Raw genomic sequence first — 24,072 nt, 5'->3', positions numbered from 1 at the left:
ATCTTGATGCAGTATTTTATCGAGCGTTAATATTTGCCTATAAATAATCCATTTTAGGGGTTGACAAGCGCGGGTAAAAAAAGCAATTCTGTTTATCAAGAAATTAACATGGATTAGCCCAAACACATGCATAGCCTAGGTTTCGTAGTAACTACCATTATTACAACCACCACTACAACAACAGTGGGGGCGGGCTGATACACCCTAAAGAATTTTAACGATGAGCCCGCTTCCCACAAAGAAGCGGGCTTTTTTGTTTCTAGCTCTTATTTCTAAGTCGGGCGTGGTACAGGAGAACAAGATGAAAGTAATGAAATTTGGTGGTACCTCGCTTGCAAATTGGCAGCGATTCTCGATGGCGGCGGATATCGTTGCTAAGTCATCTAAGCTTGAACCCATAGCCACTGTGCTATCGGCCCCGGCGACTGTGACAAATGCGTTACTAGAAATGGTTGATGTAGCAGTTAAAGGTGAAGATTATTCGTCTGTGCTGAAGCATGTTGAGCGGGTATTTACCTCGCTATACCAAGATGCAGTTACTTCAATGTTGTCGAGTGAGCAGAGTGAACAGCTCTTTTCTGGACTTAATGCGCAGCTGGTGATTTGGCAGGATAGATTACGTGGCATTAGCTTACTGCAAGAGTGTCCCGATGGCATACGTGCTGAAATCGTGGTGGCAGGTGAGCGTTTATCTGCAGCCTTGATGGAACAAGTGATGCTATCTAAGGGGATCACATCTGCTCAACTCGATCCGCGCGCCTTGTTTCTAGGTCGTGGTCGGCCGTTAGAATCCGTGGTCGATATCGCTGTGAGTAAGCCAAGGTTTCGTGCGTTGGCATTAGGTGAAAAGCGCGTATGGGTAATGCCGGGTTTCACCGCCGCCGATGAACAGGGCAAAGTGGTGACGTTAGGCCGTAATGGTTCTGACTATTCTGCTGCTGTGCTCGCCGCCTGTTTAGATGCGTCAAGTTGTGAAATCTGGACCGATGTTGATGGTGTTTATAATACCGATCCCCGGGTGGTTGCCGATGCCAAGTTGTTGTCACAACTCAGCTATCAAGAGGCGATGGAACTCTCCTATTTTGGCGCTAAGGTGCTGCATCCTAAGACGATTGCGCCTATCGCACAGTTCCATATTCCCTGTTATATCAAAAACAGTTTTAACCCCGATGCGCCCGGCACTCTGGTATCAAACCAAGCCGATGAAACGGGCTTACAGGTTAAAGCTATCTCCAATTTAGATAACCAGACCATGTTCGATATATCAGGCCCTGGCATGAAAGGCATGGTTGGCATGGCGAGCCGTACCCTTGCGGCGATTTCCCGCAGCGGCGTGTCTGTGTCTTTAATCACCCAAAGTTCCTCTGAATACAGTATTAGTTTCTGTGTGGCGACGTCTGACTCGGCCAAAGTGAAATGGGCCTTAGAGCAAGAGTTTGAATTAGAAATAAAAAGTGACTTGCTTGAACCTATCGCTATGCGTCATGAGCTCGCCATCGTTTCTTTGATTGGTGATGGCATGCGCACTCACAAAGGGGTGGCAGCGCGTTTCTTCCAAGCGCTAGCGCAGGCAAGCGTGAACATTATCGCCATCGCCCAAGGTTCGTCCGAACGGTCTATTTCGACTGTGATCGAGCAGCGTAAGACTAAGCATGCGGTGGCGGCTTGTCATCAAGGCTTTTTCGATGTGCAGCAGTATTTAGATGTGTTTTTAGTGGGTTGCGGCAATGTGGGGGCAGGCCTGCTCGAGCAGATAAAACAACAGTCTGCCATGCTCAAAGAGCAGCACATCAGTATCCGTGTTTGCGGCATAGTGAATTCGAACAAGATGTTACTCGACAGTGCGGGTATCGACTTAAGCAATTGGTCTAGCTTGCTTGCCGATAGTCAGCAAGCCTGCGATATTCCTGCATTACTCGCATGGGCGAAAGAGCAACAATTGCTTAATCCAGTGCTCGTGGATTGCACCTCGAGCGAGCAAGTATCGGATCTGTATTTGGATGTGATGAACTCAGGTTTGCATGTGGTCACGCCGAACAAAAAGTCGAACACTCGCGATTATGCTTATTATCAAGCACTGCGCCAAACGGCATTAAAACAGCGTCGCCAATTCTTATATGAAACTACAGTCGGTGCGGGTTTGCCTGTGATCGATAACCTGAAAAAACTGTTATTTGCGGGTGACAAACTGCATAAGTTTAACGGTATTTTATCGGGCTCTTTATCCTTTATCTTCGGCATGCTCGATGAAGGCATGACACTTTCTGAAGCGACAGGTCTGGCGCGGGAAAAATGTTTTACTGAGCCCGATCCCCGTGATGATTTGAGTGGCATGGATGTGGCGCGTAAAGTGCTCATTCTTGCCCGTGAAGTGGGACTAAAGTTAGAGCTCAGTGATGTGCAGGTTGAATCTGTATTGCCAGCCGAGTTTGATGATTCAGGTGATGTTGAAAGCTTTATGGCACGATTACCGCAGGTTGATGCCGCAATTGCCGCAAAAGTGGCGCAGGCCAAAGCCCAAGGTAAAGTGCTGCGTTATGTTGGGCAAATTGAGGATGGTGTGTGCCGTGTGCGTATCGCCGAAGTCGATGCACAGGATCCGCTTTATAGTGTTAAAGGCGGCGAAAATGCCTTGGCATTCTACAGCCGTTATTATCAGCCCATTCCGTTTGTGCTGCGCGGTTATGGCGCAGGGACTGAAGTGACCGCCGCTGGCGCCTTTGCCGATGTATTAAGAACCTTGAATTGGACTCGTGAGGTGAGTGTATGAGTTTGACTGTTTACGCTCCAGCCTCTATGGGTAACGTGGGCGTCGGATTTGATTTACTCGGTGCAGCATTAGCGCCGATTGATGGTAGTTTACTGGGCGACAGAGTGACTATCGCCGCGGCAGCGTCGGGTGTGAGTCTGATACAGACCGGCGTTTGGGCCCATAAACTGCCTGATAATCCGCAAGACAATATTGTGTACCAATGTGCCGAATTCTTCTTAACAGCCATGAGTAAGGAGTTTTTAACTGCGCAGGGGAAAGCAGATGGAGGCGTGGCACTCACACTGGAAAAGAACCTGCCCGTCGGTAGTGGGTTAGGGTCGAGTGCAAGCTCTGTCGTGGCGGCGTTATATGCCTTGAATGAACATTTTGATAGACCCTATAACGAGCAAGCACTGCTGGAACTGATGGGCGAGTTTGAAGGGAAGATCAGCGGTAGTGTGCACTATGACAACGTTGCCCCCTGTTATTTGGGCGGCATGCAATTGATGCTCAATGTGCCGGGCACTGTCTGTGAAGCGATACCGAGTTTTAAAGAATGGTATTGGGTTGTGGCCTATCCAGGAATTTCACTTTCAACGGCAATGATGCGTAAACTCATGCCAGATCAATATGATAAAAGTGTCACTATCGATTTTGGCCGTTATTTAAGCGCCTTTGTTCATGCGTCTTACCAGCAGAATGCCAAGCTTGCGATTAGCGTATTAAAGGATGTGTTAGCCGAGCCCTATCGCGCAGCCGCGATCCCGGGTTACGACAAGGCCAGAGCCGCTTTAGCCGCTTTAGGCATGTTGACTACGGGGATTTCCGGCAGTGGCCCAACGCTGTTTTCGATTACCGATGATTTAGCCACGGCAAATGCGGCTAAAGCCTGGTTAGAACAGCATTATTTAACCGAGGTTGGGGGCTTTGCCCACGTGTGTCGCCTCGATGAGCAAGGCACGCGTAGAGTCGATTAATAGTTAATTTAGCTAAGACTAAGTACCCCAAATTAGCATTTAAGGTTTAGCATCAAAAGGTTGAGTGAGCATGGAACTATATAATTTAAAACACCCTTCGCAGAAAGTGAGCTTTAAAGAAGCGGTACAACTGGGATTAGGTAAAGACAGAGGTTTGTTCTTTCCTAGTCAAATACCCGTACTAGACGATATTGAAGGGCTGCTGGCGTTGCCATTCGTTGAGCGCAGTAAAAAAGTACTCGGCGCATGGCTTGCCTCTGAGTTAGGTCAAGATGCGGTCGATGAATTAGTTGAGCGTGCCTTTAACTTTGATTTACCTTTGGTTGCCGTCGATGAGCAGCGCGCTTGCCTCGAATTATTCCACGGTCCAACACTGGCGTTTAAAGATTTTGGGGCGCGTTTTATGGCGCAATGCGTTAATGCTTTTGTGGGCGACACGCGCTTAACCATTTTGACTGCTACCTCGGGCGACACTGGCGCAGCGGTTGCCGATGCCTTCTATGGGCTTGAGAAAGTCAATGTGGTGGTGCTCTATCCTAAGGGTAAGATCAGTGAACTACAGGAAAAGATGTTCACTACGTTGGGCAAGAATATCCATACAGTCGCCGTCTCGTCCGATTTCGATGCCTGCCAAGATCTGGTTAAGCGCGCCTTTGATGATCCCGAAGTCCGCGATGGTTTGAGCTTAAACTCGGCAAATTCTATCAACATCAGCCGCTTACTCGCGCAAATTTGTTATTACTTTGAAGCGGTTTCCCAGTCTAAACAACGCCATGAAGCCGATCCTGTGATTTCGGTGCCAAGTGGTAACTTTGGCAACCTCACCGCAGGTTTATTCGCTAAAGCCATGGGATTACCGGTTAAACGCTTTATTGCCGCCACCAATGCCAACGATACTGTGCCGCGTTATTTAGACAATGGCCAATGGCAGCCCAATCCGACTCAAGCGACTATGTCCAATGCCATGGATGTGAGTGAACCCAGTAACTGGCCGCGTGTGGAAGCCATTTGTGAGAAATTAGGCTGGCCACTGAGTAGCTTAGTGGGTATTCGCTTATCGGAGGATCAAACGTCACAGGCATTAGCTGAGTTGCATGCACAGGGTTATGTGTCTGAGCCCCACGCGGCGATTGCGGCTAAGGCCTTATCTTTAACCTTAGTGCCCGATGAAGTGGGTATATTTTTGGGGACGGCGCATCCCGCTAAATTTAAGGATGTTGTGGATAGAGAGTTAACGCTTAACTTACCCTTGCCGCCTGAGCTTGAAGCTGTTGCGAGTAAGCCCATCTTATCCGCGGAATTAGCGGCAGATTTTGCTGCATTAAAAGTGCATTTATTCAAAATATTAGCTTAAGGGCTTTAGCCCTACTGATGTCTGCCTAGCAGTGGAATAACATGGCGTAAAAGCAGGAAGGGAGCTTGGCTCCCTTTTTTTACAAGTGTGAGTTTTATGGTGAGGAATTGATGAGCTTGTGTTACCAGTGAACATAAAACAACCCTTAGTTAACTACATGATATTTAATTAATATTTGTAACTTTCTGTATTATCCTTGGTTTCTTATATGTGACATTGTTCACAATTTTATCGGTTGCAATTAGTTATGTTCACCCGCGTGTTTAATCTGTGGGTTAATTGATTTGTCTAAATTTTTTCTGTTAAGTACATGTTTTTGCGTTTTAATATCTGGATGTGCGACCAAGCAGCATGAACTATATCGTCGCATTAACGTGGCCTACGATTTTGAAGTCACCCACTGCGATAGTTTTGCTTTAGTCACTGGGGTGAGCCGCCATGAAAACCAGCTTGATGAAGCTAAAGAGTCCGCCACGGCTCAGGGTGAGGAATTGGGGGGGACACACATAGTTTGGTTACAAGTCGATATGGGGGATCCCACTAAAGTTGTTGCTATTATTTATAAGTGTCTGATTTAAATTGTAAAACTTTATTTTACTTCCTGCGTTCAGGCTTAGCCTTTATCGCAGCATAGTGAGTCGTTTAGATCTCACTCTTGGCTGTTGTGCTTTTTTGTTATAATTCCTCGCCCTTTTTTAGGCTAATTACTGTGATCTCGCCGGTGTTTATGGCGCGCTATCTAAGTGACAACTACGCTTACTGAGGTAGAACCCCCTCGCGGAAGTCTGACGCTGAATCGTTATACTTCATCTTAATCAAGAGAGGATCGTCAACTTAAGAGGCAAGTAACTTAGCCTATGCCATGGTTTAAATACGTTCCTGTCTTATTTATACTTTTTTTAGTCTTGCCCGCTGTAAGTGCGTCGCAGGTCAATAGTCCTTTACCTTGTAAGAACACGATTAAAGTTGGTTACAACGATTGGCCTCCCTATGCTTGGCAAGATCCTCAAGGAGAAGCCCAAGGCTTAGATGTGGATCTGATGCGGGCATTTGCAGTGTATCTTGGTTGTGAAGTTCATTTTATTAATGTGCCCGCTAAGCGCTCGCATCAGATGTTGCGAGCAGGACAGTTAGATGTGTTGATGGGAGCGACTATGACGGATGAACGTCAAAACTATGCTCTTTTTTCAACCTATTACCGGGATGAAGAGCTGCGCTTATTTGTACTCGATGAGCAAAAAGATCAGATTAATATCGATAAATGGGAGGACATTTTTACCAAAAAATTGCGTCTACTTGTCCCTTCTAGCGGTTGGTATGGTGCAGATTATCAAGAATCTCAATATCGATTAGAGCAGGAGCACTTGTTAGTATTAAGTCCAGACTCAGATAAGTCTGTGCAAATGCTTATCTACGGTAGAGGAGATATGATCGTCGGAGATACCTTAGCCATGCCCTATATTGCCAGCCAGCATCAACGCATCAAGCTAGTGCCACTTAAGTTAGTGTTAGATCAAAACCATATTCATTTAATGTTCAGCAAAGCGAGTATCAAGACAAGCCAGTTAGAGCAGTTTAATCATGCGATTAAGGCATTGATGGATAACGGTGAAATTGCACGAGTGATCAATAAATGGCAACAAATGACACTGGCGAAACAGTCTAATATGAGCCGCCTAAACAGTCCGCTAAAGACGCTGTATGTCAGCCCTTAACATTAGCCCTTCACGTTAGCCACACATGTCCGACTCTGGTATATTTTTATCCTAGTGCAATATGGTAACGCTATGATCTTTGATGTTTTCCTCTAATGAATCCTGTCTTTTATTCAGTTGTTCCTCCGCGATTTAAGATGTGACACATTTGCTAAAACTTCTCTGACTCGAAGTTACTGAACTCTCTATCAAATTCTGCTAGCTTGTTGGGCTCAATTGTCATGCTTTGGACTTGATTGTGGTTTTTTACAAAAGCCCATGGCAAGAATTTCTTCGCTAAATCTGCTAGCAAAATCTCGTAGTAAAGAGTCTATTGCTAAAAAATAACAATAGGATAGAGGTCATACATGAAACTTCGCCATTCTGTCGCCTGCTGTATGCTTGCCCTAGGCACATTAACAGCGTTCCAAACCATCGCTGCCGATGCGGTGAGCAATCATGGGTATTACCGTGCGCCCGCGTTGCACGATCAAACCTTAGTCTTTACTGCAGAAGGGGATTTATGGACTCAGACCTTAGGTCAAAAAGCGGCTACTCGCTTAACGAGTTTACCTGCGGAAGAGCTAGGGGCGACTATTTCGGCCGACGGTAAGTGGGTTGCTTATGTTGCCAACTATGAAGGCGCGAGCGAAGTGTATGTGATCCCCATTACGGGCGGTGTGGCTAAACGGGTGAGTTTTGAGAATAGCCGTGTACGAGTTCAGGGCTGGACTGCCAAAGGTGAGATTTTATATTCTACCGACACTGGTTTTGGTCCTGCTAATAATTGGATACTGCGCAGCGTCGATCCTCAAACCCTCACCACCACAGATTTACCCTTAGCCGATGCAGTTGAAGGTGTGATTGATGATCGCAACGAATACGTGTACTTCACCCGCTTTGGTCTGCAAGTGACTGGCGATAATGCCAAAGTGTACCGTGGCGGCGCAAAAGGTGAATTATGGCGCTTTAAACTCGGCAGCAAAACCGAAGCACAGTTGCTTAGCGGCCAACACGACGGCTCAGTGCGCCAACCTATGCTATGGCAGGACAGACTCTATTTTATCAGCGACAGCGATGGCAACGACAACCTCTGGTCGATGGCGCTCGATGGTTCAGATGCAAAACAGTTGACTCAATTTAAAGATTGGCAAGTCCGCGGTGCGCGGATGGACCAAGGCAAAGTGGTATTCCAGTTAGGTGCGGACATCCATGTGTTTGATATTGCGGCCGCTAAAGACTCGTTACTCAATATTGAACTCATTTCCGATTTTGCCGAGCGCCGTGAGCATTGGGTGACAGAGCCTATGGATTACGCTTCTTCGACTAATTTGGCCCCCGCTGGCGATAAAGTGGTGATCACCGCCCGCAGCCACGTGGCGATCGCGGGTATTGATGGCTCGCGTTTAGTTCAAGTTGCACTGCCGGGGACTTATCGCGTAAGGGAAGCGGTGTTGAGCCAAGATGGTAAGTCGGTTTATGCGATTAGCGACATGACAGGTCAGCAGGAAATTTGGCAATTCCCTGCTGATGGCAGCAGTGGTGCTAAACAGTTAACCAAAGACGGTCATACTTTAAGAATGAGTCTTAATTTGTCCAGTGACGGTCGATTTATCGCCCATGACGATAACGATGGTAATGTTTGGCTGCTCGACTTAAAGAAAAATACCAATCAAAAAATCATCACTAACGGCGAGGGACTTGGGCCTTACGCCGATATCCGCTGGTCCAGTGACAGCCGTTTTATTGCATTAACTAAGTCGGAAATCGGTAAACAACGTCCGCAAATTGTCCTGTATTCTGTGGATGAAAATAAGGCCGAGACGCTCACCAGCGACAAATACGAGTCCTATTCGCCAACCTTTAGCAGTGACGGCCAGTGGCTATATTTCCTATCGAATCGCCAATTCAGCGCAACACCAAGTTCACCTTGGGGCGATAGAAACATGGGTCCTGTGTTTGATAAACGCAGCCAAATTTTTGCCATCGCACTGGTCAAAAATGCCAAATTCCCCTTTAGTAAACCCAATGAACTCGAATCTAATCAAGTTGAAAAAACCGATGCTAAGGATAAACCGAGTCCAGTGAAAATCGATTGGGCAGGGATCTCTCAGCGTTTATGGCAAGTGCCTGTCGATTCAGGCAATTACAGTAAGCTGCGCGTCGTCGATGATAGACTTTATCTGTTAGATCAAGCTATTGGTGATGATGTCGCCCCTAATTTAATGACCATCAAATTTGACCGATTAAGCCCCAAAGTCGAGGTTTTTGCCGAGGATGTGGGTCAGTATGAGGTTGCTGCCGATGGTAAAAAGCTGATGCTACGTAAGCACAGTAATGAGAAATCTCTCCTGATTGTTGATGGCGGCGATAAATTAGGCGATACGGATAATGCCAAAGTGCAAACGGAACAATGGCAGTTAGTGATTTCTCCGCAGCTTGAATGGCAGCAAATGTTTGAAGATGCTTGGTTGATGCACCGAGAATCTTTCTTCGACAAGAAGATGCGCGGCCTCGATTGGCAAGCCACTAAGGCTAAGTATCAGCCTTTGCTCGACCGCCTGACCGATCGTAACGAACTGAATGACATCTTCATGCAAATGATGGGCGAGTTAGATTCTTTGCACTCACAGGTGCGCGGTGGTGACATACCTCAAGATCCCGATGCGGCTAAATCGGCAAGTCTTGGCGCGCGCCTACAACAAACTGCAGATGGCGTTAAAATTGCGCACATTTACAGTAATGATCCTGAGTTACCTGCTAATGCTTCACCGTTAAATCGTATCGAAGTCGATGCTAAAGAAGGCGATATGCTGTTGGCTATTAATGGCACGCCAGTAGTGAATGTGGCCGACGTCACGCGTCTTCTGCGCAATCAACAGGATAAGCAAGTATTACTACAGCTTAAGCGTGGTAGCCAAACCCATAAAACTATCGTCATGCCCGTTAGCGCTGTGGTGGACAGTCAATTACGTTACTTAGATTGGGTGAGCCATAACGCGGCAGTGGTCGAGGATGCAAGTCAGGGCAAGATGGGTTATTTGCACTTATATGCCATGGGCGGTGGTGATATTGAAAGTTTCGCCCGTGAGTTTTATGCCAACTACGATAAAGAGGGTTTGATTATCGATGTTCGCCGTAACCGCGGTGGCAATATTGACAGTTGGATTATCGAGAAGTTACTACGCCGCGCTTGGGCGTTTTGGCAACCGACCCACGGCACGCCAAACACCAATATGCAACAAACCTTCCGCGGTCATTTAGTGGTGTTAACCGATGAACTGACCTATTCCGACGGCGAAACCTTCTCCGCAGGGATTAAAGCACTCGGTATTGCGCCCTTAATTGGTAAGCAAACGGCAGGTGCGGGTGTGTGGTTATCTGGGCGAAATGCGTTGACCGATAAAGGGATGGCGCGGGTGGCCGAGTATCCACAGTATGCAATGGATGGCCGCTGGGTGCTTGAAGGCCATGGCGTAACGCCGGATATTGAAGTTGATAACTTACCTTTCGCTACCTTTAATGGCAAAGATGCGCAGCTTGAAACTGCAATAAGTTATTTGAAGGATGAGTTGGTTAAACAGCCAATCCCAGCCTTAAAAGTGCAACCTTTGCCTGTAAAAGGTATGGCACAGGATATTAAAGCTAAGTAATTGATATTTAAATTCAGTATTTAACCGAAATTTAAGGTATCTCGGCTAGCATGTCCGCGTACAAAGTTAGGGTGTTGTCTCTTGGTTCCCGAGACAACACCCATTTTTATGCCCATTCATTAATACTTCTATTCCCATTTTTACTTGTTTCCGCATAGGTTTGCATAGTGTTCACTTGCTGTTGTTGGGCAAGGTGATTCACTGTCATTGCTCTCGCGTCTTCGTTATGGCTTAGATAATAGGCCGTTGGTGCTGAAATCCCTTGGCTCGTTCCTGTCGCTAAATTGGTCATGTCGGCGATCACTTGATACTTCATCTTCGCGTGTTTCAATTCGACTAAGGTTTCTATGTTATCCCTCAGTGCTGGCATTTCTGCTGGTTTTTGCGTATTCGCCGCCAATTGTTTTGCATCGCTAGAAAGCGTTACTGTATCAGTTGACGCTGGTGCGCTGGTTTGAACGGCATTGTTAACTTGTGCAAATTCAGCAGTGGAGACATTTTTTTGTGGGCTTACAGACAGGGAATTTCGCAGTGGTTGAATGTGCATCTTTTAATTCCAACAGATGATACCAAGCTAAGATTGGCTTCTATCGTACTGTTTAAAAGCTGGACCTGAGCTGAATAATGGTGAAAAGTTAGACTCTGTGGATGGTTAGGTGGCGCGGATAATTCGATGATAGCAATGATTCAGACAGCTATTAATTTACGGTGCGGCAATAAAAAAGCCCGCTTAAGAAAACCATCAGCGGGCCATAAAGATCTGCTCAAATCCTAAAACTTGATTTGAATATCTGTTGCTAAACTATTAGCGATAAAGCAATTTGCATGTGCTTTCTCGTGAATTTTCTCAAGGGTTTCTTGGCTGACTTCGACCCCTTCAGCGAAAATGACCTTAGGATTGAGCACCATCTTTGTCACGGCCAACTTGCCCGCCTCGTTTTTACCCAGCTCTGCAGTGGCATTATCCACATAAGAGGTTGCAGGTAAGCGCTTAAGATGCGCAATCGCTAGAAAGGTCAACATATGGCATGAGGATAATGCAGCCAACAGGCTTTCCTCTGGATTGACATTTTGCCCATTGCCTTTGTATTCCGGTGCCGACGAGGCTTGAATCGTCTGGCCGCTGCCAAAGGTAATACTGTGGTCTCGACAAAATTCGCCTTCTTCGGCGGGCGAGGTTTGCCAGTTAACCGTTAAGTTAAAGCCCATTATTTTCTCCTATCTGAAGGACATCAGGGCACTATAGCCTAGCGGTGCTCACTTAGCCATGATCGCCATGCCAGTGTTAGCTGGACATTAGATCCCAGCACTCAGTAATAGAGTGCCAGTGAGCACGCTGCCAGTGACGATTCCTATCGGTAAATGGCGCGGGCTGTAGCTTAACGTTAGGATGACCAGCATTGCCGCGAGGGAAATTATTCCCATAAACAAAATGCTCCCGTAGGCCCAGCCCTGATCGCTCGCGCAGGCACTTAAGCTAAATGCTAGTAGTAACCAAGCAAACAAGGTTAGCAAACGACTTTGCCATTGTGCTGGTGGACGATTGAACACATCCTTGAAGTGACCAAATTTAGCTAAGGCAAACAGGGCGAGGGAAAGATAACTCAAACCTAAGATCCCAAGTAGGGGAATAAATTCTGGCATCATGATTTGGCTTCCTCCAATGAAGATGACGAACTAAGGTCGCTGGCAAGGGATGTTTGGGATTCGCTTCTACGTGCATTTTTTGCTTTTGCTGGGCGTTTAGTGGGGGCCTTAGCAATCAAAGTCACTCTTTTACTGGCAAATAGCATAGCGCCACCAAGTAGCACTGCGAGCACGTCAAATCCGACTAAAGCCCATTGATGGGATTGGATATTGTCGATGATATTGCTTGGTGATGTGAAGGCATTGAGCACGGGCAGCGCACAGCACAAAGTCCCTGTGAGTCGTAATGCGGTTTGCCACTGGCGACGTGAACGACCCAAGAAAGCCCAAACTCCCATTGCCGCTAACGCGATAAAGAAACTGTGAACTTCCCATTCAGAGCGGCTTGCAAAACTTGTCGATAAGAGACGATTGGCGTAAAAGAAGGCTACAGTGCCTAAGGGTAATCCTAAGATAAACATGAAGTTTAACCCTTCAACTAAACGTAATCCAAAGCTTGGTTTCTCGCCTTTATCGATCAATTTTTGCTGTTTTTGACGTAGACGAATGGCCCACATCAAAGTGCCTGTCGCGATCATAGCGCAGCCTAATAAACCGCAAAAAAAGAATAAAAATCTTAGTAGCGGGGCGGCAAAACGTGCCGTGTGCAGCGACATCATAGTATCGTAAGTCGCGGAGGCTCCTGAGGCTTCGTGCGGGCTGGCATATTTAAGCTCACCATTTACCCCGTTGAATATCAAAATATTGGCTTCATCGGTCACATCTTTACCTGTGTTTTGGTAAAAGGTCACTTGGCTATTTTGATCTTTAGGGTATGACACTATCACTTGCTTAATTGGCTCATCGCCCCATGCGGCTTTCACTTGAGGTAGTAATTGGCTCAGTTGTACCTGTGGCGCACTAATCCCAGCGGCTTTCTCGGTTTGTCTGGCGGGATTAAGTTCTTTTAAAAAAGCTTGGTTATCACCCGAATAGGCGGTATTAACCGTCCATGGGATATAGATAAGCATTAGGGTAATAAGCCCTGTATAAGTGATCATCAAATGATAGGGCAGGGCGATGACAGAGCTCACATTGTGCGCGTCTAGCCAAGAGCGAGCGCCTTTATCCCGTCTAAAACTGAACAAATCTTTGAAGATCCGTTTGTGGATCACTATGCCACTGATAAGGGCGATCAGCATAAACATAGTGCAAACGCCGACGATATAACGCGCTGTAATAGCGGACATATAGTGCAAGTCAAAGTGCAGACGATAGAAGAAATCACCGCCGCGACTCTCACGCACTTCAGAGATCATGCCGCTGCCATCTGCTAAGGCTACATGTTCTTCAGTCTTGCCACGACGCTGACCTTTTTCTGGTGGCAGTTGCCAGCTAACGCTTTGAAAGGGGGTTCGTTCAGTTGGAAAACCTATCATCCAGCGCTGCGCTGTTGCCGGCGAATGCGCTTCTATGTAACTTTGACCTTTATCTAATTGGTTTTCGAGTGTATCGGCTCTGTAGTCTTGATAAACCCCTTTGTGTAATTCGGGTTCATTCCAAAGGCTGATCTCATGGCGAAAATAGCTCAAGCTACCCGCAAAAAAGATCAACAATAATACCCAACATACCAGCAAGCCTGCCCAGGTATGTAGCCAAGATAAAGTTCTAAAAAATGTTTCTTTCATCTTATTGCCCACATACCTTGATCAATCCAAAACATAACAAACTCACTAAGCCTAAATCTCGCCACGCATGCCAAGTTTTACGCACACAAAAGGCATAAATAATAGCGATGGCATAAAACAGGAAAGCTAACATATTGGCCGTTATCGTGCTTTCAAAGCGCGGCATAGGTAGCACTAATGTCAGCAGGCAAGCCAAGGTTGCTGCCGCAACATAACCCGCCAGTAGAGCGGCACTCGCACGGGCAAAGACTTTGAAGGCAAACTGCGATTGCTCTTGCTTAAACCATTGCACAATTCCCCGCGAAATCAGCGAGAACGAGCGCATTTGGGTTGTAGAAGATTGCGTTGAGGTTTCAAACGCGGGTGTATTAGACATAAGTGCCACTTCTCATTTCGAGCCAATATGGGTCTGTTTTGGCTATCCGCTACTGTTGATTCTGCAAAGTGTGCTTGAGCTTTTTGGCTTAACGACGAATGCATTTCTATAGCAGTAGATAGCTAACCGCGAGAAGTATAACTTAGTTAATTCAAATGATAAACGATATCATTTAGATTCGAATGTGAATTTGTGATCTTAAGCTAATCTGCTTTAGCGAGTGTAGGGTGACGAGTTTAACGTATGTAGCGTAACGAGCGCCCTGTCACAATTGTTTGTTTTTATTTGTTGATATGTGTTTAGTGGTTACTGCTTGTTTAGCATTAGGTTAATTTTTATGCTGCCAATGTGAGCTTTATCAATTTTGATAGACGACGGTTTTGGCAGAATGCGTTATCTTTTTTACCGAGACCTAGCCTGATAACCCTATGCATAAAAATTCTACAAATGGTGAAACACACCTGTCAGATAATGCGATTTTACTATCAACGACGGATCTGAAGGGAAATATTAAATATGTGAATCAGACCTTTTCGCAGATCAGTGGGTTTAGTGTTGCTGAGTTGCAAGGGAATCCACATAACATAGTGCGCCATCAAGATATGCCTGCGGCTGCATTTAAGATCCTCTGGGAGCGAATTAAGCAGGGTAAGCCTTGGATGGGGATAGTTAAAAATCGCACCAAAACGGGCGGCTATTATTGGGTGAATGCCTACGTCGCGCCTGTGTATGAAGATGGTAAAGTTCATGAGTATCAATCTGTTCGTCGCCAAGCTACCCCTGAGCAGATTAAAGCCGCTAAGAGTATTTACAGTGATATTAATCAGGGCAAGCAACCTAAAGTGTTGCGTAAAGATAGGTTAGGTTTCAGTGGCAAAATACTGCTGGCCATGTTGGTTTCGATTACGGCTACGGCGATAATTGCCAGTTATTCCCCCATAGTTGCCGCGATGGTGGGAATGAGTCTCGCGTGCCTAGCATGGTATTACCTGATGCAGCCGCTGCAAAAGCTTGTGTCTATGGCAACTAACATTATTGACGATCCCGTCGCTACGGGCGTGTACACCGGCCGCCAAGATGAGATCGGTAAATTAGACCTCGCCCTACGTTTTTTGATCACTGAAATTGGTGGCGTTGTTGGCCGTATGGCTGATTCTGCCAGTGAGATCCAAGCACAAAGTGTCAGCCTTAAACAAACCATTACAAACACTTGGGAGCATGCCGATAGTCAGAGTGAACAAACCACGCAAGCTGCGACTGCGATGGAGCAGATGAGTGCCAGTTTTGCTGAAGTAACGGGAAACATTCATCGCACTGCCTCGGAAATGGTGTCGAGCCATGAGGCGGCTCAACGCGGGCATTCTCGTTTAGAAACGGTTATTGATGCGATACATCAGTTAAGTGTACAAGTGAGCCACTTTTCCGATGTTGTACAAGCTATTGAACAAGATAGCAGTGCGATTCACCAAGTGCTCGAAGTCATACGTGCCATTGCCGACCAAACTAACTTATTAGCCTTAAATGCGGCAATTGAAGCGGCACGGGCAGGGGAGAGTGGTCGTGGTTTTGCCGTGGTGGCCGATGAGGTCAGGCAGTTATCGAGTCGTACTAGCCAATCCACCTCGCAAATTGAGTTAATTGTTAGCCGTTTTAGGGAAAGCACTCAAAGGGCGACCTCGACCATGATGGCGGGGCAGGAACAGGTAAAACGTTCGGTAAGCTTAGCGCAAGATGCGAGTGTGGCTTTTGGCGAGTTGCTTTCATCTATTTCGCGAATTAATTCTTTGAGCGATGATAATGCGGCGGCGATGACGCAGCAGACTTCCGTGGCCGCAGAAATTAGCCGAGCTATCCATGTGATCAGCGACTTGGCTCAACAGAGTTTAGAGCAGACGCTCGATGCGGCAGCGCGGGGTGATCAAGTGTCGCGTTTATCGACCAAGACGCATCATTTGTCCCAACAGTTTTGGCAGCAGAGTGTGCAACGTAAATATTAAGCGTATTTACCTTATGTCGTATTGCATTTTGTGATTGATTTATTATTAATGCCTGTTTATAAATCAATCACTTAATCATGTTTTTCTCGCTGTTTTATTTTTGACTTCTTGATGGAGGTCACATTTAGGAGATGCTAATACCTGAGTTGACCGAAATATTTGCCAATAACCCTTGTGTTTTATCCTGCATGCCCCAAGCTCTATTAGTGAAGCAAAAATAAAAGTAATGACACTAAAAGGGACAACCTATGAAAATAAATATTTCTGGTCACCACGTCGATGTTACTGATTCTATTAGAGAAGATGTTAACGAAAAATTTGCAAAAATCGCCACCCATTTCCCCTCTCTGATCGCACTGGACATTATTATTGCGAAAGAGCATGGCGAGTATCAGGTTGAGCTTCGTACGAATTATGAAGGAAGCCGTATTTCTGCTTCAGGTACCGATGAGGTTATGTACCCAGCAATCAAAGCCGCATCGAAAAAATTAGATGCAGCACTTAAGCACCGTAAAGGTCAGTTAAAAGCGGATTTGCATGAAACCCCGAGCTGTACAACGCCAGCTATTGCCCATGAAATTATCCAAGAGATGGATCTTCGTTAGGTTTTAGTCATAACTCATCGCTTTAGATGAGCACAAAAAGGGCCTTAAATGGCCCTTTTTGTTGGCAATTGGCTTTTGCAGAATGCTATTAGGTTAGATCAATGCCAGTTGCAATCCCTTGAGCACAGCTTGGGTACGGTCTCGGCAATCGAGTTTAGTGAGTATGTTAGAGACATGATTCTTTACTGTTCCCTCGGCTAAAAATACCGCATTGGCGATTTCTTTATTGGAGAAGCCACCCGCCATAAAACTGAGAATTTCCCGCTCCCGTTCCGACAATAATTCATTTCTAGTTACCCCAACGCTAGGTGTGGGCTTAGGCTCACTCATCTGTTTGAGCACCGAAGGCTCTATCAAGTAGCCGCCTTTGGCGACGGTTTCGATGGCGTGCAGTAACTTGTCGAGTGACACGTCCTTGAGCAAAAAGCCGTTGGCTCCCGCCTGTAAACTATTGAGGAATAACTCACTGTCGTCGAAGGTGGTTAACATGATGACAGGTAAGCGATTGGCACTTTGCCGTATCTGTTTGAGCATGGCGATACCATCAAGATTTGGCATGCAGATATCACTGAGCAGTACATCGACGGGATTGCTGGCAAGCTTTTTGAGTGCATCTTGGCCGTCTTCGGCCTGCCATAACACGCGAATGTTGTCGGAAATGGCGAGCAGGCTGGCGATACCTTGGCGAACCAATTGTTGATCTTCTACTAAACCGACACTGATAATGTTGTTTTGCGTATCCATAGAGATCCCAAAGCGTTTTTAATAAAAAGTTAAGCGAGTGCAGGGAGTGTGAGGGTGAGTTGGCAACCGGACGCCGAGTCATTTGCCCTTAACTCCAAGGTGCCATTAAAGGGTTGTAGCCTTTCCTGCATGCCGCCGAGCCCAGTACCGAACTGCCTAGTGCCGAACTGTCCTGGACCGTTTAGCTCTGTGCCGCTTTTAGCTGATGCGTTTCGCGCGGCTCCCCGTGTTAGCCCCACGCCGTTGTCGCTTAGTTGCAATACCAGCGCGCTTTGGGAGTCTTCCATGCTCAATTGCAGTTGATTCGCCTTGCCGTGACGAACGGCGTTGCTGATGCCTTCCTGCAGCACTAACAGTAGTGCCTGAGTCAGTTCGGCTGATTGCAGTGGTTTCATTGCTTTGCAGGTGAGAGTGACGCTGGGTAAGCGGGTCATCAACGCCTCAAGAGGGGGGACTAAATCCAATCCGACTTGCACTCTTTGCGCCCTGACGACGGCGCGAATACTTTCAAGTAGCTCTTTGGCTAAGGATTTACTTTGGTTAACTTGAGGTTTGAGTTCTTCGGGCGCTGTATGGCTTAGTACTTCCAATTGCAGGGAAAGCGCTGTGAGTTGGTGGCCGAGAATGTCGTGTAAATCGCGGGAGATCCGCAATCTTTCTTGCTGTTCGCTGGCTTGGCTCAGTAGGGCGCGAGTGGCAATAAGCTGTTGGTTTAGCTGTTCTTGTATCAAACGTGATTTACGTTCAGAAAGCCTTGCTTGGCTACTGCTGTAGGCAAAGAGTTGAAAGCCAAGATAAATCAAAATATTGAACACATTGCTTTGTTCATGCAATTGCCATTGCAGCAGTAGGTAATAAACAACATTGACCAACACTAGCTGTGAAATGGCTTGGCGGCGATTGAAAAACTCAGGCAACAGTGACGCCCAAATGACGAAGAGGATCGGCAGCAATGCATGGTTTGCCGTGAGTAATAAGCTCAGTACGATCAAGGGCATTGTTAGCGTGGTTATGCGGCGAAGTCGAATATTATTATGCGCAACTTTATCGGTAGCTATCAGTATAAATTGCACTAAATACAGCCCATAAAGTGTTACATTGAGCATGCCTTGCCATGTATGTAATGCGGCTTGGTTTATCCCAACCCAAGCCACTAATGCCCAAGTGAGCACTCCAGCGGTAATCAACATGTTTTCTTCTTTCGCTAATCGATTTTCTAGCACGAATGTCTACTCCTTAATCCAATTCTGCCGACCATTCTAGGGTATCACCGCCAGATGTCACTATGCCAAAAGTCATGTTGTTATCATTTTGTTTCATGACTTTTGGCACCTGTTTTTCGTCCTGTGATTTTTTAAGCTAACTCCATCGCAGTTACTTATCAGCGCAAATAACAGGAGTAAGACATGAAACACATGAACTCGGCTATGACAACACAGGTTCGCCAAGCTAATAAGACGAAAAGGACGTTATCAGCGATTTGGGGCGCAGGCTTAGCTTGCTTACTCTTGTCTGCAGGAAGTATGTCGGCAGGCTCCATGTCCAAAGGCAGCCAGACACATACCTTGACTGTGGATATCGATAATATTCAAGTACAAACCGGCGCCTTGATGGTGGAGCTTTACGCCAATGCCGAGGATTACGCCGCAGGCCACAATCCCTGCGCATCTATGATAAAGCCCGTCACTAAGACAGAGCATAGGCTGGTATTTAGCGATCTCGCCGATGGCCAATATGCGGTCAAGGTCTTTCACGATGAAAACGGTAATCACAGTTTAGATACCAATATGTTAGGTGTGCCGAGTGAAGGCTATGGTTTTAGCAATAACGTCGGCAGTTTTGGACCTGCGAGCTTTAAAGACGCCAGCATTAGTTTGCAGGCCGATACTCAAATCACTATACATATTCGCTAAGAGGGGGCTGCACCATGGATAGACGTCAATTTCTAGCAGGCTCAGCCGTCCTAATGACGACCGCTGTTTGGGCCAGTTCAGTGGATAAGTTATTGGCGCTGGATAGCGCACAAACGGTCGCACGTGAGCCTTGGGCGATTGGATTTAGTGGTGCTGAAGGCGACTATCCGCCACTCACTATGCAGGTTTCGGGTGAGTGGCCAGCGCAGTTGAGTGGGAATCTATATCGTAATGGGCCAGCGAAAATGTCTCGGGCAGGTAAGGCATATCAGCATTGGTTCGATGGCGATGGCATGGTGCAACAGTTTAGTGTGAGCAATGGGCAAATTCAGCACCAGGCCAAGTTCATCCAAACAAAGAAGTTTAAAGTCGAAGAGGCCGCTGGCGCGTTTAAGTACACGACCGCAGGCACAGTGATCCCCAATGCTTTACCCATTCGCAATAACGATGACTTGAATGTGGCTAACACCAGTTTATTGCCGCGCCACGGCGAGTTGCTCGCTTTATGGGAGGCGGGGTCACCCTATCGACTTGATGCTCAGACCTTAACCACGCTTGGCGTGAAAAGCTTTGGTGACAAATTTAAGGGCTTGCCCTTTTCTGCTCACCCGCTCGATGACGGACAAGGTGGACTATGGAATTTTGGCGTCTGGTATGTCGGTGGTGAGAAGCAATTACTTGTGTATCAAGTGGCACCCGATGACAGCGTTGCCAGAATGGAAGTGATTGAATTACCTCAAGCTAGCTATTTACATGCCTTCGCGCAGAGTGAGAATAAGCTGGTGTTTTACATTTCATCCTGCGTGTATGAAGAGGGCGAAACCTATATTGATGCCTTTAAATGGCGCCCCGAATTGCCATCGCAATTACTGGTTATCGACAAAGCCGACTTTAAAACGCGGCAGTTACACCAACTGCCTGCAGGATTTGTGTTTCACTTTGGTCAAGCCATTGAGAGGAATGACGAACTTTCTGTGCAGCTTTGTCTCTATCCCAATTCAGCGATTTTAACCCAAGGGATGAAGGGGTTACTGACGGGGAAGCGTAAAACTAAGACACCCCATGCAGAGTTAGTGACGATCACAGTACCTCTCACAGTACCGCTCACAGTAGCACTTACAGCAGCTAGCAAAGCGCAGTTTGCGGAGACCTTGTATTCCTCTGCACGTATTAACCGCAGCGGCGTGATGATGGAGTTTCCCCAGTTTTCGCAGCACATTATGGGTAAAAAACAAACTAGCGGTGAAAAAGCGTTTGCAGAGAAAACAGGCGGGGCTTCGGCGTTTGTTCCGTTATTTGGCGTTGGAGCAAGAACAGATTCAGCTGTTAACTCTGGCTCCAGCTCCAACTTTAAATATGAAGCAGAATCTGGCTCTGAATCAGGGCTAAGTAACACTTTGTATTGTATTCATAATGCAAAAGACAGCAGCAAGCACAGGGCGGATACACTTGGCGACGCGAGCTATAGCGCGTTTTATCTTGGCAAAGGCAAGATTGCCGAAGAGCCGCTCTATATCCCCGCCACTGAGCAGCACGAAGCTTATTTACTGATGACTTGGCTCGATTACCATAATGCACAGTCTGGTTTGTCTTTGTTTCGTGCCAGTGATATCAGTGCGGGCCCCATCGCTTCGGCTCAAATGAACAGAGTATTGCCACTAGGGTTCCATGGTTGCTTTATTGAAGCTTAATGTTTTGATCTATAAATAAAAAACGCAGCTTTTAGCTGCGTTCTTGTTTCAGGCGAAAGAAACGTTTAGTCATCAATTTCCGCATTGTGATAGACGTTTTGTACGTCGTCACAATCTTCAAGTGCGGCAATAAACTTTTCAAACATAACGACATCTTCACCTTCAACTTTAGTCATGTCCTGCGGTACGAAGGTGATATTGTCAAATTCAAAGTTAACCTCTGGCATCGCTTCGGTCAGCGCAGTTTTGACTTTAAAGTATTCAGTGTGCGGCGCGTAAACTGTGATTAAGCCATCTTCAAGCTCAACATCGCTTACATCAACGTCAGCCATCATCAGCAGTTCTAAAATCGCATCTTCGTCATCACCCGCAAACACGAACACGGCTTGATGATCAAACATGTGGCCAACTGTACCAGGGCCGCCGAGTTTGGCATCGTTTTTCACGAAGGCTTGACGCACTTCTGTGAAGGTACGTTTTACGTTATCGGTTAAGCAGTCAACAATGACCATGCAGTTGCCAGGACCAAAACCTTCGTAACGGGCGGTATCGTAATCTTCACCACCGCCGCCTTTGGCTTTTTCAATTGCGCGTTCAATAACATGCGCAGGCACTTGGTCTTTCTTAGCGCGTTCAATTAAGCGACGCAGTGATAAGTTTCCATCGGGCTCAACGCCGCCTTGCTTAGCGACAACGTAAATCTCTTTACCGTAGCGTGAATAAATGCGGGTTTTTTGACCGGCTGTTTTCGCCATGGATTCTTTCTTGTTTTGATATGCTCTGCCCATCTTGATCTCGTTAGCTCAAAAAAATTGCGCCGATATTAGCAGTTTTCTTGGCATAAGTGCAGTCGTCCCTATGTGATTTATTACCTAGAAGGCGACGGGGCACGCATTTCAGGGCAAAGTTGGTTTTATCAAAGAAGATCCGCTTTTAGATAGGCTAGGACTATATCGCGATAGATTAATACTAATGTCTAATGCCATACGCTCGTGAGACTGTTGATGATAGCTAACTTCTACTTTGTTTATTTAGCGAGATAAATTATCTAGCTTATTCAGAGAAATAGACTAAAACTATAAATCTTGAGCGCTATCATAGTTAGTCCTCCCTCGTCAGTTGTAATCAATAGCTGCTGTAATTGATACCAACTGAACGAAGGCTAATGATTCGACTCTTAGCATTTCCCTTTCATTTTTACCTTGCGCAGTTACGGGAAGTATATGGAAATACAGCACAAAATTTTAATTTTCATCAGTTTCATACTGGTAACTCTGGGGAGTTTATTACTTGAGGGACTGCATCTTCCAAGTATTGTGCAGGCGTTGATCTTGGGCGTTCTTGCCTGTGGCTTAGTGGTGAGAGTGTGTTTGCGCGCATCTAAGGCTAAGCTCGACACCGATGAGGCAAACATTAAGGCATTACAAGAGCAAAGCATCCCCGCCCACGACATTAGTGTGCAAACCAGCAAAATTGCTATCGGTTCGGCTGAGGTGTCGCATTTTATTGATTTATTGAATAAATCAATTGAATCAAATGGCGAGCATGCCAGTGCCATTGCGGTTGCTGCAGGGCAATTGAGCCACACTACGGCCCAACTTGGTGATAATGCCGCCGACATTTTAGGCCAAGCTCAAGAGGCTGAGCGCGTTAGCGTGCAGGGACGAAGTCAAGCTCAGAAAGGTGTTGCGGCCATTCGTTCACTGAGTACGGATATTGATACCGCCGCTGAGCAAGTGCAGGCGCTTAAATCAAGAGCCGAAGAAATCCAAAAAATTACCGAGGTGATTAACTCCGTTGCCGAGCAAACGAATCTGTTGGCGTTAAATGCGGCCATCGAAGCGGCTCGAGCGGGAGAGCAGGGTCGAGGTTTTGCGGTAGTAGCTGACGAAGTACGCAGCCTTGCGGGTAAAACCGCGGGTGCAACCCAAGATATTGGCAAAATGCTATTAGAAATCCGCAGTGAAACGGATAAAACTTCTGGGCTGATGGAGCGAGTCGTGACGCAAACCGCCGATGTGGTCGCCGCCATGGGCGAGTTAGACGCGCACTTCACTGAGATTTCGGCTTCTGTGACCCAATCGGCCCATGCCTTAGGTGATATGGAAGATTCACTCAAACAATATAACAACACTACTAACGACATTAGCCGCTCGGTGACTCAAATACGTGACTCGTTAAATTCGACGGGTAAACAGAGTCATAGCGTATCCGAGCAGGCCTTTACTTTATCCTTGACCACTGAGGGTATTTTTAAAGCGTTGTCTAAATGGGATACACAAACCTTCGATCAGCAGGTTCTGCAATTGGCGAATGTTGCCGCTAAAGCGTGCGGTGACAAGTTAGCACAAGGTTTAGCCAGTGGCAGTTTTAGCGAGGCTGATTTGTTTAATCCTAAATACCAACCTATTACCAATACTCAGCCGCAGAAATACAGCACGGCTTTCGATCGTTATACCGATCAGCATTTTCCAACAATTCAAGAGCCCATTCTGGCAAAACACAGCGAAATTATTTATGCGGGAGCCGTTGATAGGAAAGGTTATTTTCCGACCCATAATAAACGCTTTAGCCAAGCGCTGACAGGCAAAGTTGAGGTTGATATGGTGCACAATCGAACCAAACGCTTGTTTAATGATCCGACAGGGATCCGTTGCGGCGCCCATACTGAACCTGTGCTATTGCAAACTTATAAACGCGATACGGGCGAAGTGATGCACGACTTGTCGGTGCCCATTTTTGTAAACGGTAAACATTGGGGCGGATTTCGAGTGGGATTTAAAGCTAAGTAGATTACTGATAACTCAAATTTAGGTTATTTACTCTAAAAAATGCATAAAAACGCATCTTTATTTGTGTCTTATATGTGATCGATAGTAGGTAATCGATTAACATAATAGAAATAGATTGGCATCTTTTTGCCGAAGTGCTTAAATAGCCCAAGGTGTACAGTATAAGACAGTATTGTATCCAATAAAAAATCATAAAATTTGAATAAGACC

19 protein-coding genes are annotated in these 24,072 nt (G+C 46.4%); 11 read left to right on the top strand and 8 right to left on the bottom strand.

Annotated elements, in window-relative coordinates; translation table 11 throughout:
- The first annotated feature begins 301 nt into the window (after positions 1-301).
- The 6 genes from thrA (at position 302) to L5L94_RS01245 (ending at position 10,430) form a co-directional block, all read left to right on the top strand.
- Positions 302-2,770: a bifunctional aspartate kinase/homoserine dehydrogenase I gene (gene thrA / locus L5L94_RS01270; protein WP_263160802.1), complete on the top strand. Its 2,469-nt coding sequence runs from the start codon at positions 302-304 to the stop codon at positions 2,768-2,770.
- Positions 2,767-3,729: a homoserine kinase gene (gene thrB, locus L5L94_RS01265; RefSeq protein ID WP_263160800.1), complete on the top strand. Its 963-nt coding sequence runs from the start codon at positions 2,767-2,769 to the stop codon at positions 3,727-3,729. The genes thrA and thrB overlap by 4 nt, the downstream gene beginning before the upstream one ends.
- A 70-nt stretch (positions 3,730-3,799) precedes the next feature.
- A complete protein-coding gene (gene thrC, locus L5L94_RS01260; protein ID WP_263160798.1) occupies positions 3,800-5,083 on the top strand; it encodes a threonine synthase in 1,284 nt (427 codons plus the stop codon).
- Positions 5,084-5,367: 284 nt separating this feature from the next.
- On the top strand, positions 5,368-5,661 hold the full coding sequence (locus L5L94_RS01255) for a hypothetical protein (protein ID WP_113940650.1): 294 nt from the start codon (positions 5,368-5,370) through the stop codon (positions 5,659-5,661).
- Between the two features lie 279 nt (positions 5,662-5,940).
- Positions 5,941-6,798, top strand: a complete 858-nt coding sequence (locus L5L94_RS01250) for a substrate-binding periplasmic protein (protein WP_263160796.1) — start codon at positions 5,941-5,943, stop codon at positions 6,796-6,798.
- Between the two features lie 347 nt (positions 6,799-7,145).
- The gene (locus L5L94_RS01245) at positions 7,146-10,430 is read left to right on the top strand and encodes a S41 family peptidase (RefSeq protein WP_263160794.1); all 3,285 of its coding nucleotides are present in this window, start codon (positions 7,146-7,148) and stop codon (positions 10,428-10,430) included.
- 106 nt (positions 10,431-10,536) lie between these two features.
- Here the strand turns inward: L5L94_RS01245 and L5L94_RS01240 are convergent, their stop codons facing one another.
- The 5 genes from L5L94_RS01240 to L5L94_RS01220 form a co-directional block, all read right to left on the bottom strand.
- Positions 10,537-10,977 carry a hypothetical protein gene (locus L5L94_RS01240; RefSeq protein ID WP_219253032.1) on the bottom strand — a complete coding sequence of 147 codons (441 nt, stop codon included), beginning with the start codon at positions 10,975-10,977 and terminating at the stop codon, positions 10,537-10,539.
- Positions 10,978-11,201: 224 nt separating this feature from the next.
- Positions 11,202-11,639 (bottom strand): OsmC family protein, encoded by a 438-nt coding sequence (locus L5L94_RS01235; RefSeq protein ID WP_263160792.1) that lies wholly within the window; start codon positions 11,637-11,639, stop codon positions 11,202-11,204.
- A gap of 87 nt (positions 11,640-11,726) precedes the next feature.
- The gene (locus L5L94_RS01230; RefSeq protein ID WP_113940646.1) at positions 11,727-12,077 is read right to left on the bottom strand and encodes a DUF3325 domain-containing protein; all 351 of its coding nucleotides are present in this window, start codon (positions 12,075-12,077) and stop codon (positions 11,727-11,729) included.
- Positions 12,074-13,744 carry a PepSY-associated TM helix domain-containing protein gene (locus tag L5L94_RS01225; RefSeq protein ID WP_263160791.1) on the bottom strand — a complete coding sequence of 557 codons (1,671 nt, stop codon included), beginning with the start codon at positions 13,742-13,744 and terminating at the stop codon, positions 12,074-12,076. The genes L5L94_RS01230 and L5L94_RS01225 overlap by 4 nt, the downstream gene beginning before the upstream one ends.
- A gap of 1 nt (position 13,745) precedes the next feature.
- Positions 13,746-14,120, bottom strand: a complete 375-nt coding sequence (locus L5L94_RS01220) for a DUF3649 domain-containing protein (protein WP_131523016.1) — start codon at positions 14,118-14,120, stop codon at positions 13,746-13,748.
- 428 nt (positions 14,121-14,548) lie between these two features.
- Here L5L94_RS01220 and L5L94_RS01215 point away from each other — a divergent pair, with 428 nt between their 5' ends.
- Together L5L94_RS01215 and hpf are read left to right on the top strand one after the other, a co-directional pair.
- A complete protein-coding gene (locus L5L94_RS01215) occupies positions 14,549-16,117 on the top strand; it encodes a methyl-accepting chemotaxis protein (RefSeq protein WP_263160790.1) in 1,569 nt (522 codons plus the stop codon).
- Positions 16,118-16,365: 248 nt separating this feature from the next.
- On the top strand, positions 16,366-16,722 hold the full coding sequence (gene hpf, locus L5L94_RS01210; RefSeq protein WP_028760784.1) for a ribosome hibernation-promoting factor, HPF/YfiA family: 357 nt from the start codon (positions 16,366-16,368) through the stop codon (positions 16,720-16,722).
- 93 nt (positions 16,723-16,815) lie between these two features.
- Here hpf and L5L94_RS01205 read toward each other — a convergent pair whose 3' ends face one another.
- A complete protein-coding gene (locus L5L94_RS01205) occupies positions 16,816-17,466 on the bottom strand; it encodes a response regulator transcription factor (protein WP_263160788.1) in 651 nt (216 codons plus the stop codon).
- A 29-nt stretch (positions 17,467-17,495) separates the two neighbouring features.
- Positions 17,496-18,689, bottom strand: a complete 1,194-nt coding sequence (locus L5L94_RS01200) for a sensor histidine kinase (RefSeq protein WP_263160787.1) — start codon at positions 18,687-18,689, stop codon at positions 17,496-17,498.
- 183 nt (positions 18,690-18,872) lie between these two features.
- On the opposite strand from L5L94_RS01200, the gene L5L94_RS01195 reads away from it, so the two are divergent.
- Together L5L94_RS01195 and L5L94_RS01190 are read left to right on the top strand one after the other, a co-directional pair.
- Positions 18,873-19,379, top strand: coding sequence for a DUF2141 domain-containing protein (locus L5L94_RS01195; protein WP_263160785.1), 507 nt, complete (start codon positions 18,873-18,875; stop codon positions 19,377-19,379).
- Between the two features lie 14 nt (positions 19,380-19,393).
- Positions 19,394-21,070, top strand: a complete 1,677-nt coding sequence (locus tag L5L94_RS01190; protein ID WP_263160784.1) for a carotenoid oxygenase family protein — start codon at positions 19,394-19,396, stop codon at positions 21,068-21,070.
- Positions 21,071-21,135: 65 nt separating this feature from the next.
- Here L5L94_RS01190 and L5L94_RS01185 read toward each other — a convergent pair whose 3' ends face one another.
- Entirely contained in the window at positions 21,136-21,858 is a 723-nt protein-coding gene (locus L5L94_RS01185; RefSeq protein ID WP_028760779.1) for a YebC/PmpR family DNA-binding transcriptional regulator, read from the bottom strand.
- 435 nt (positions 21,859-22,293) lie between these two features.
- On the opposite strand from L5L94_RS01185, the gene L5L94_RS01180 reads away from it, so the two are divergent.
- A complete protein-coding gene (locus tag L5L94_RS01180) occupies positions 22,294-23,862 on the top strand; it encodes a methyl-accepting chemotaxis protein (protein WP_263160783.1) in 1,569 nt (522 codons plus the stop codon).
- The last annotated feature ends 210 nt before the right edge of the window (positions 23,863-24,072 follow it).

The sequence above is a fragment of the Shewanella sp. SM21 genome, from assembly GCF_025654335.1.
GTDB classification, from domain to species: Bacteria; Pseudomonadota; Gammaproteobacteria; order Enterobacterales; family Shewanellaceae; genus Shewanella; species Shewanella oncorhynchi.
The sequence above is the reverse complement of the archived record's forward strand: the minus strand, read 5'-3'. Positions and strand labels throughout refer to the sequence as shown.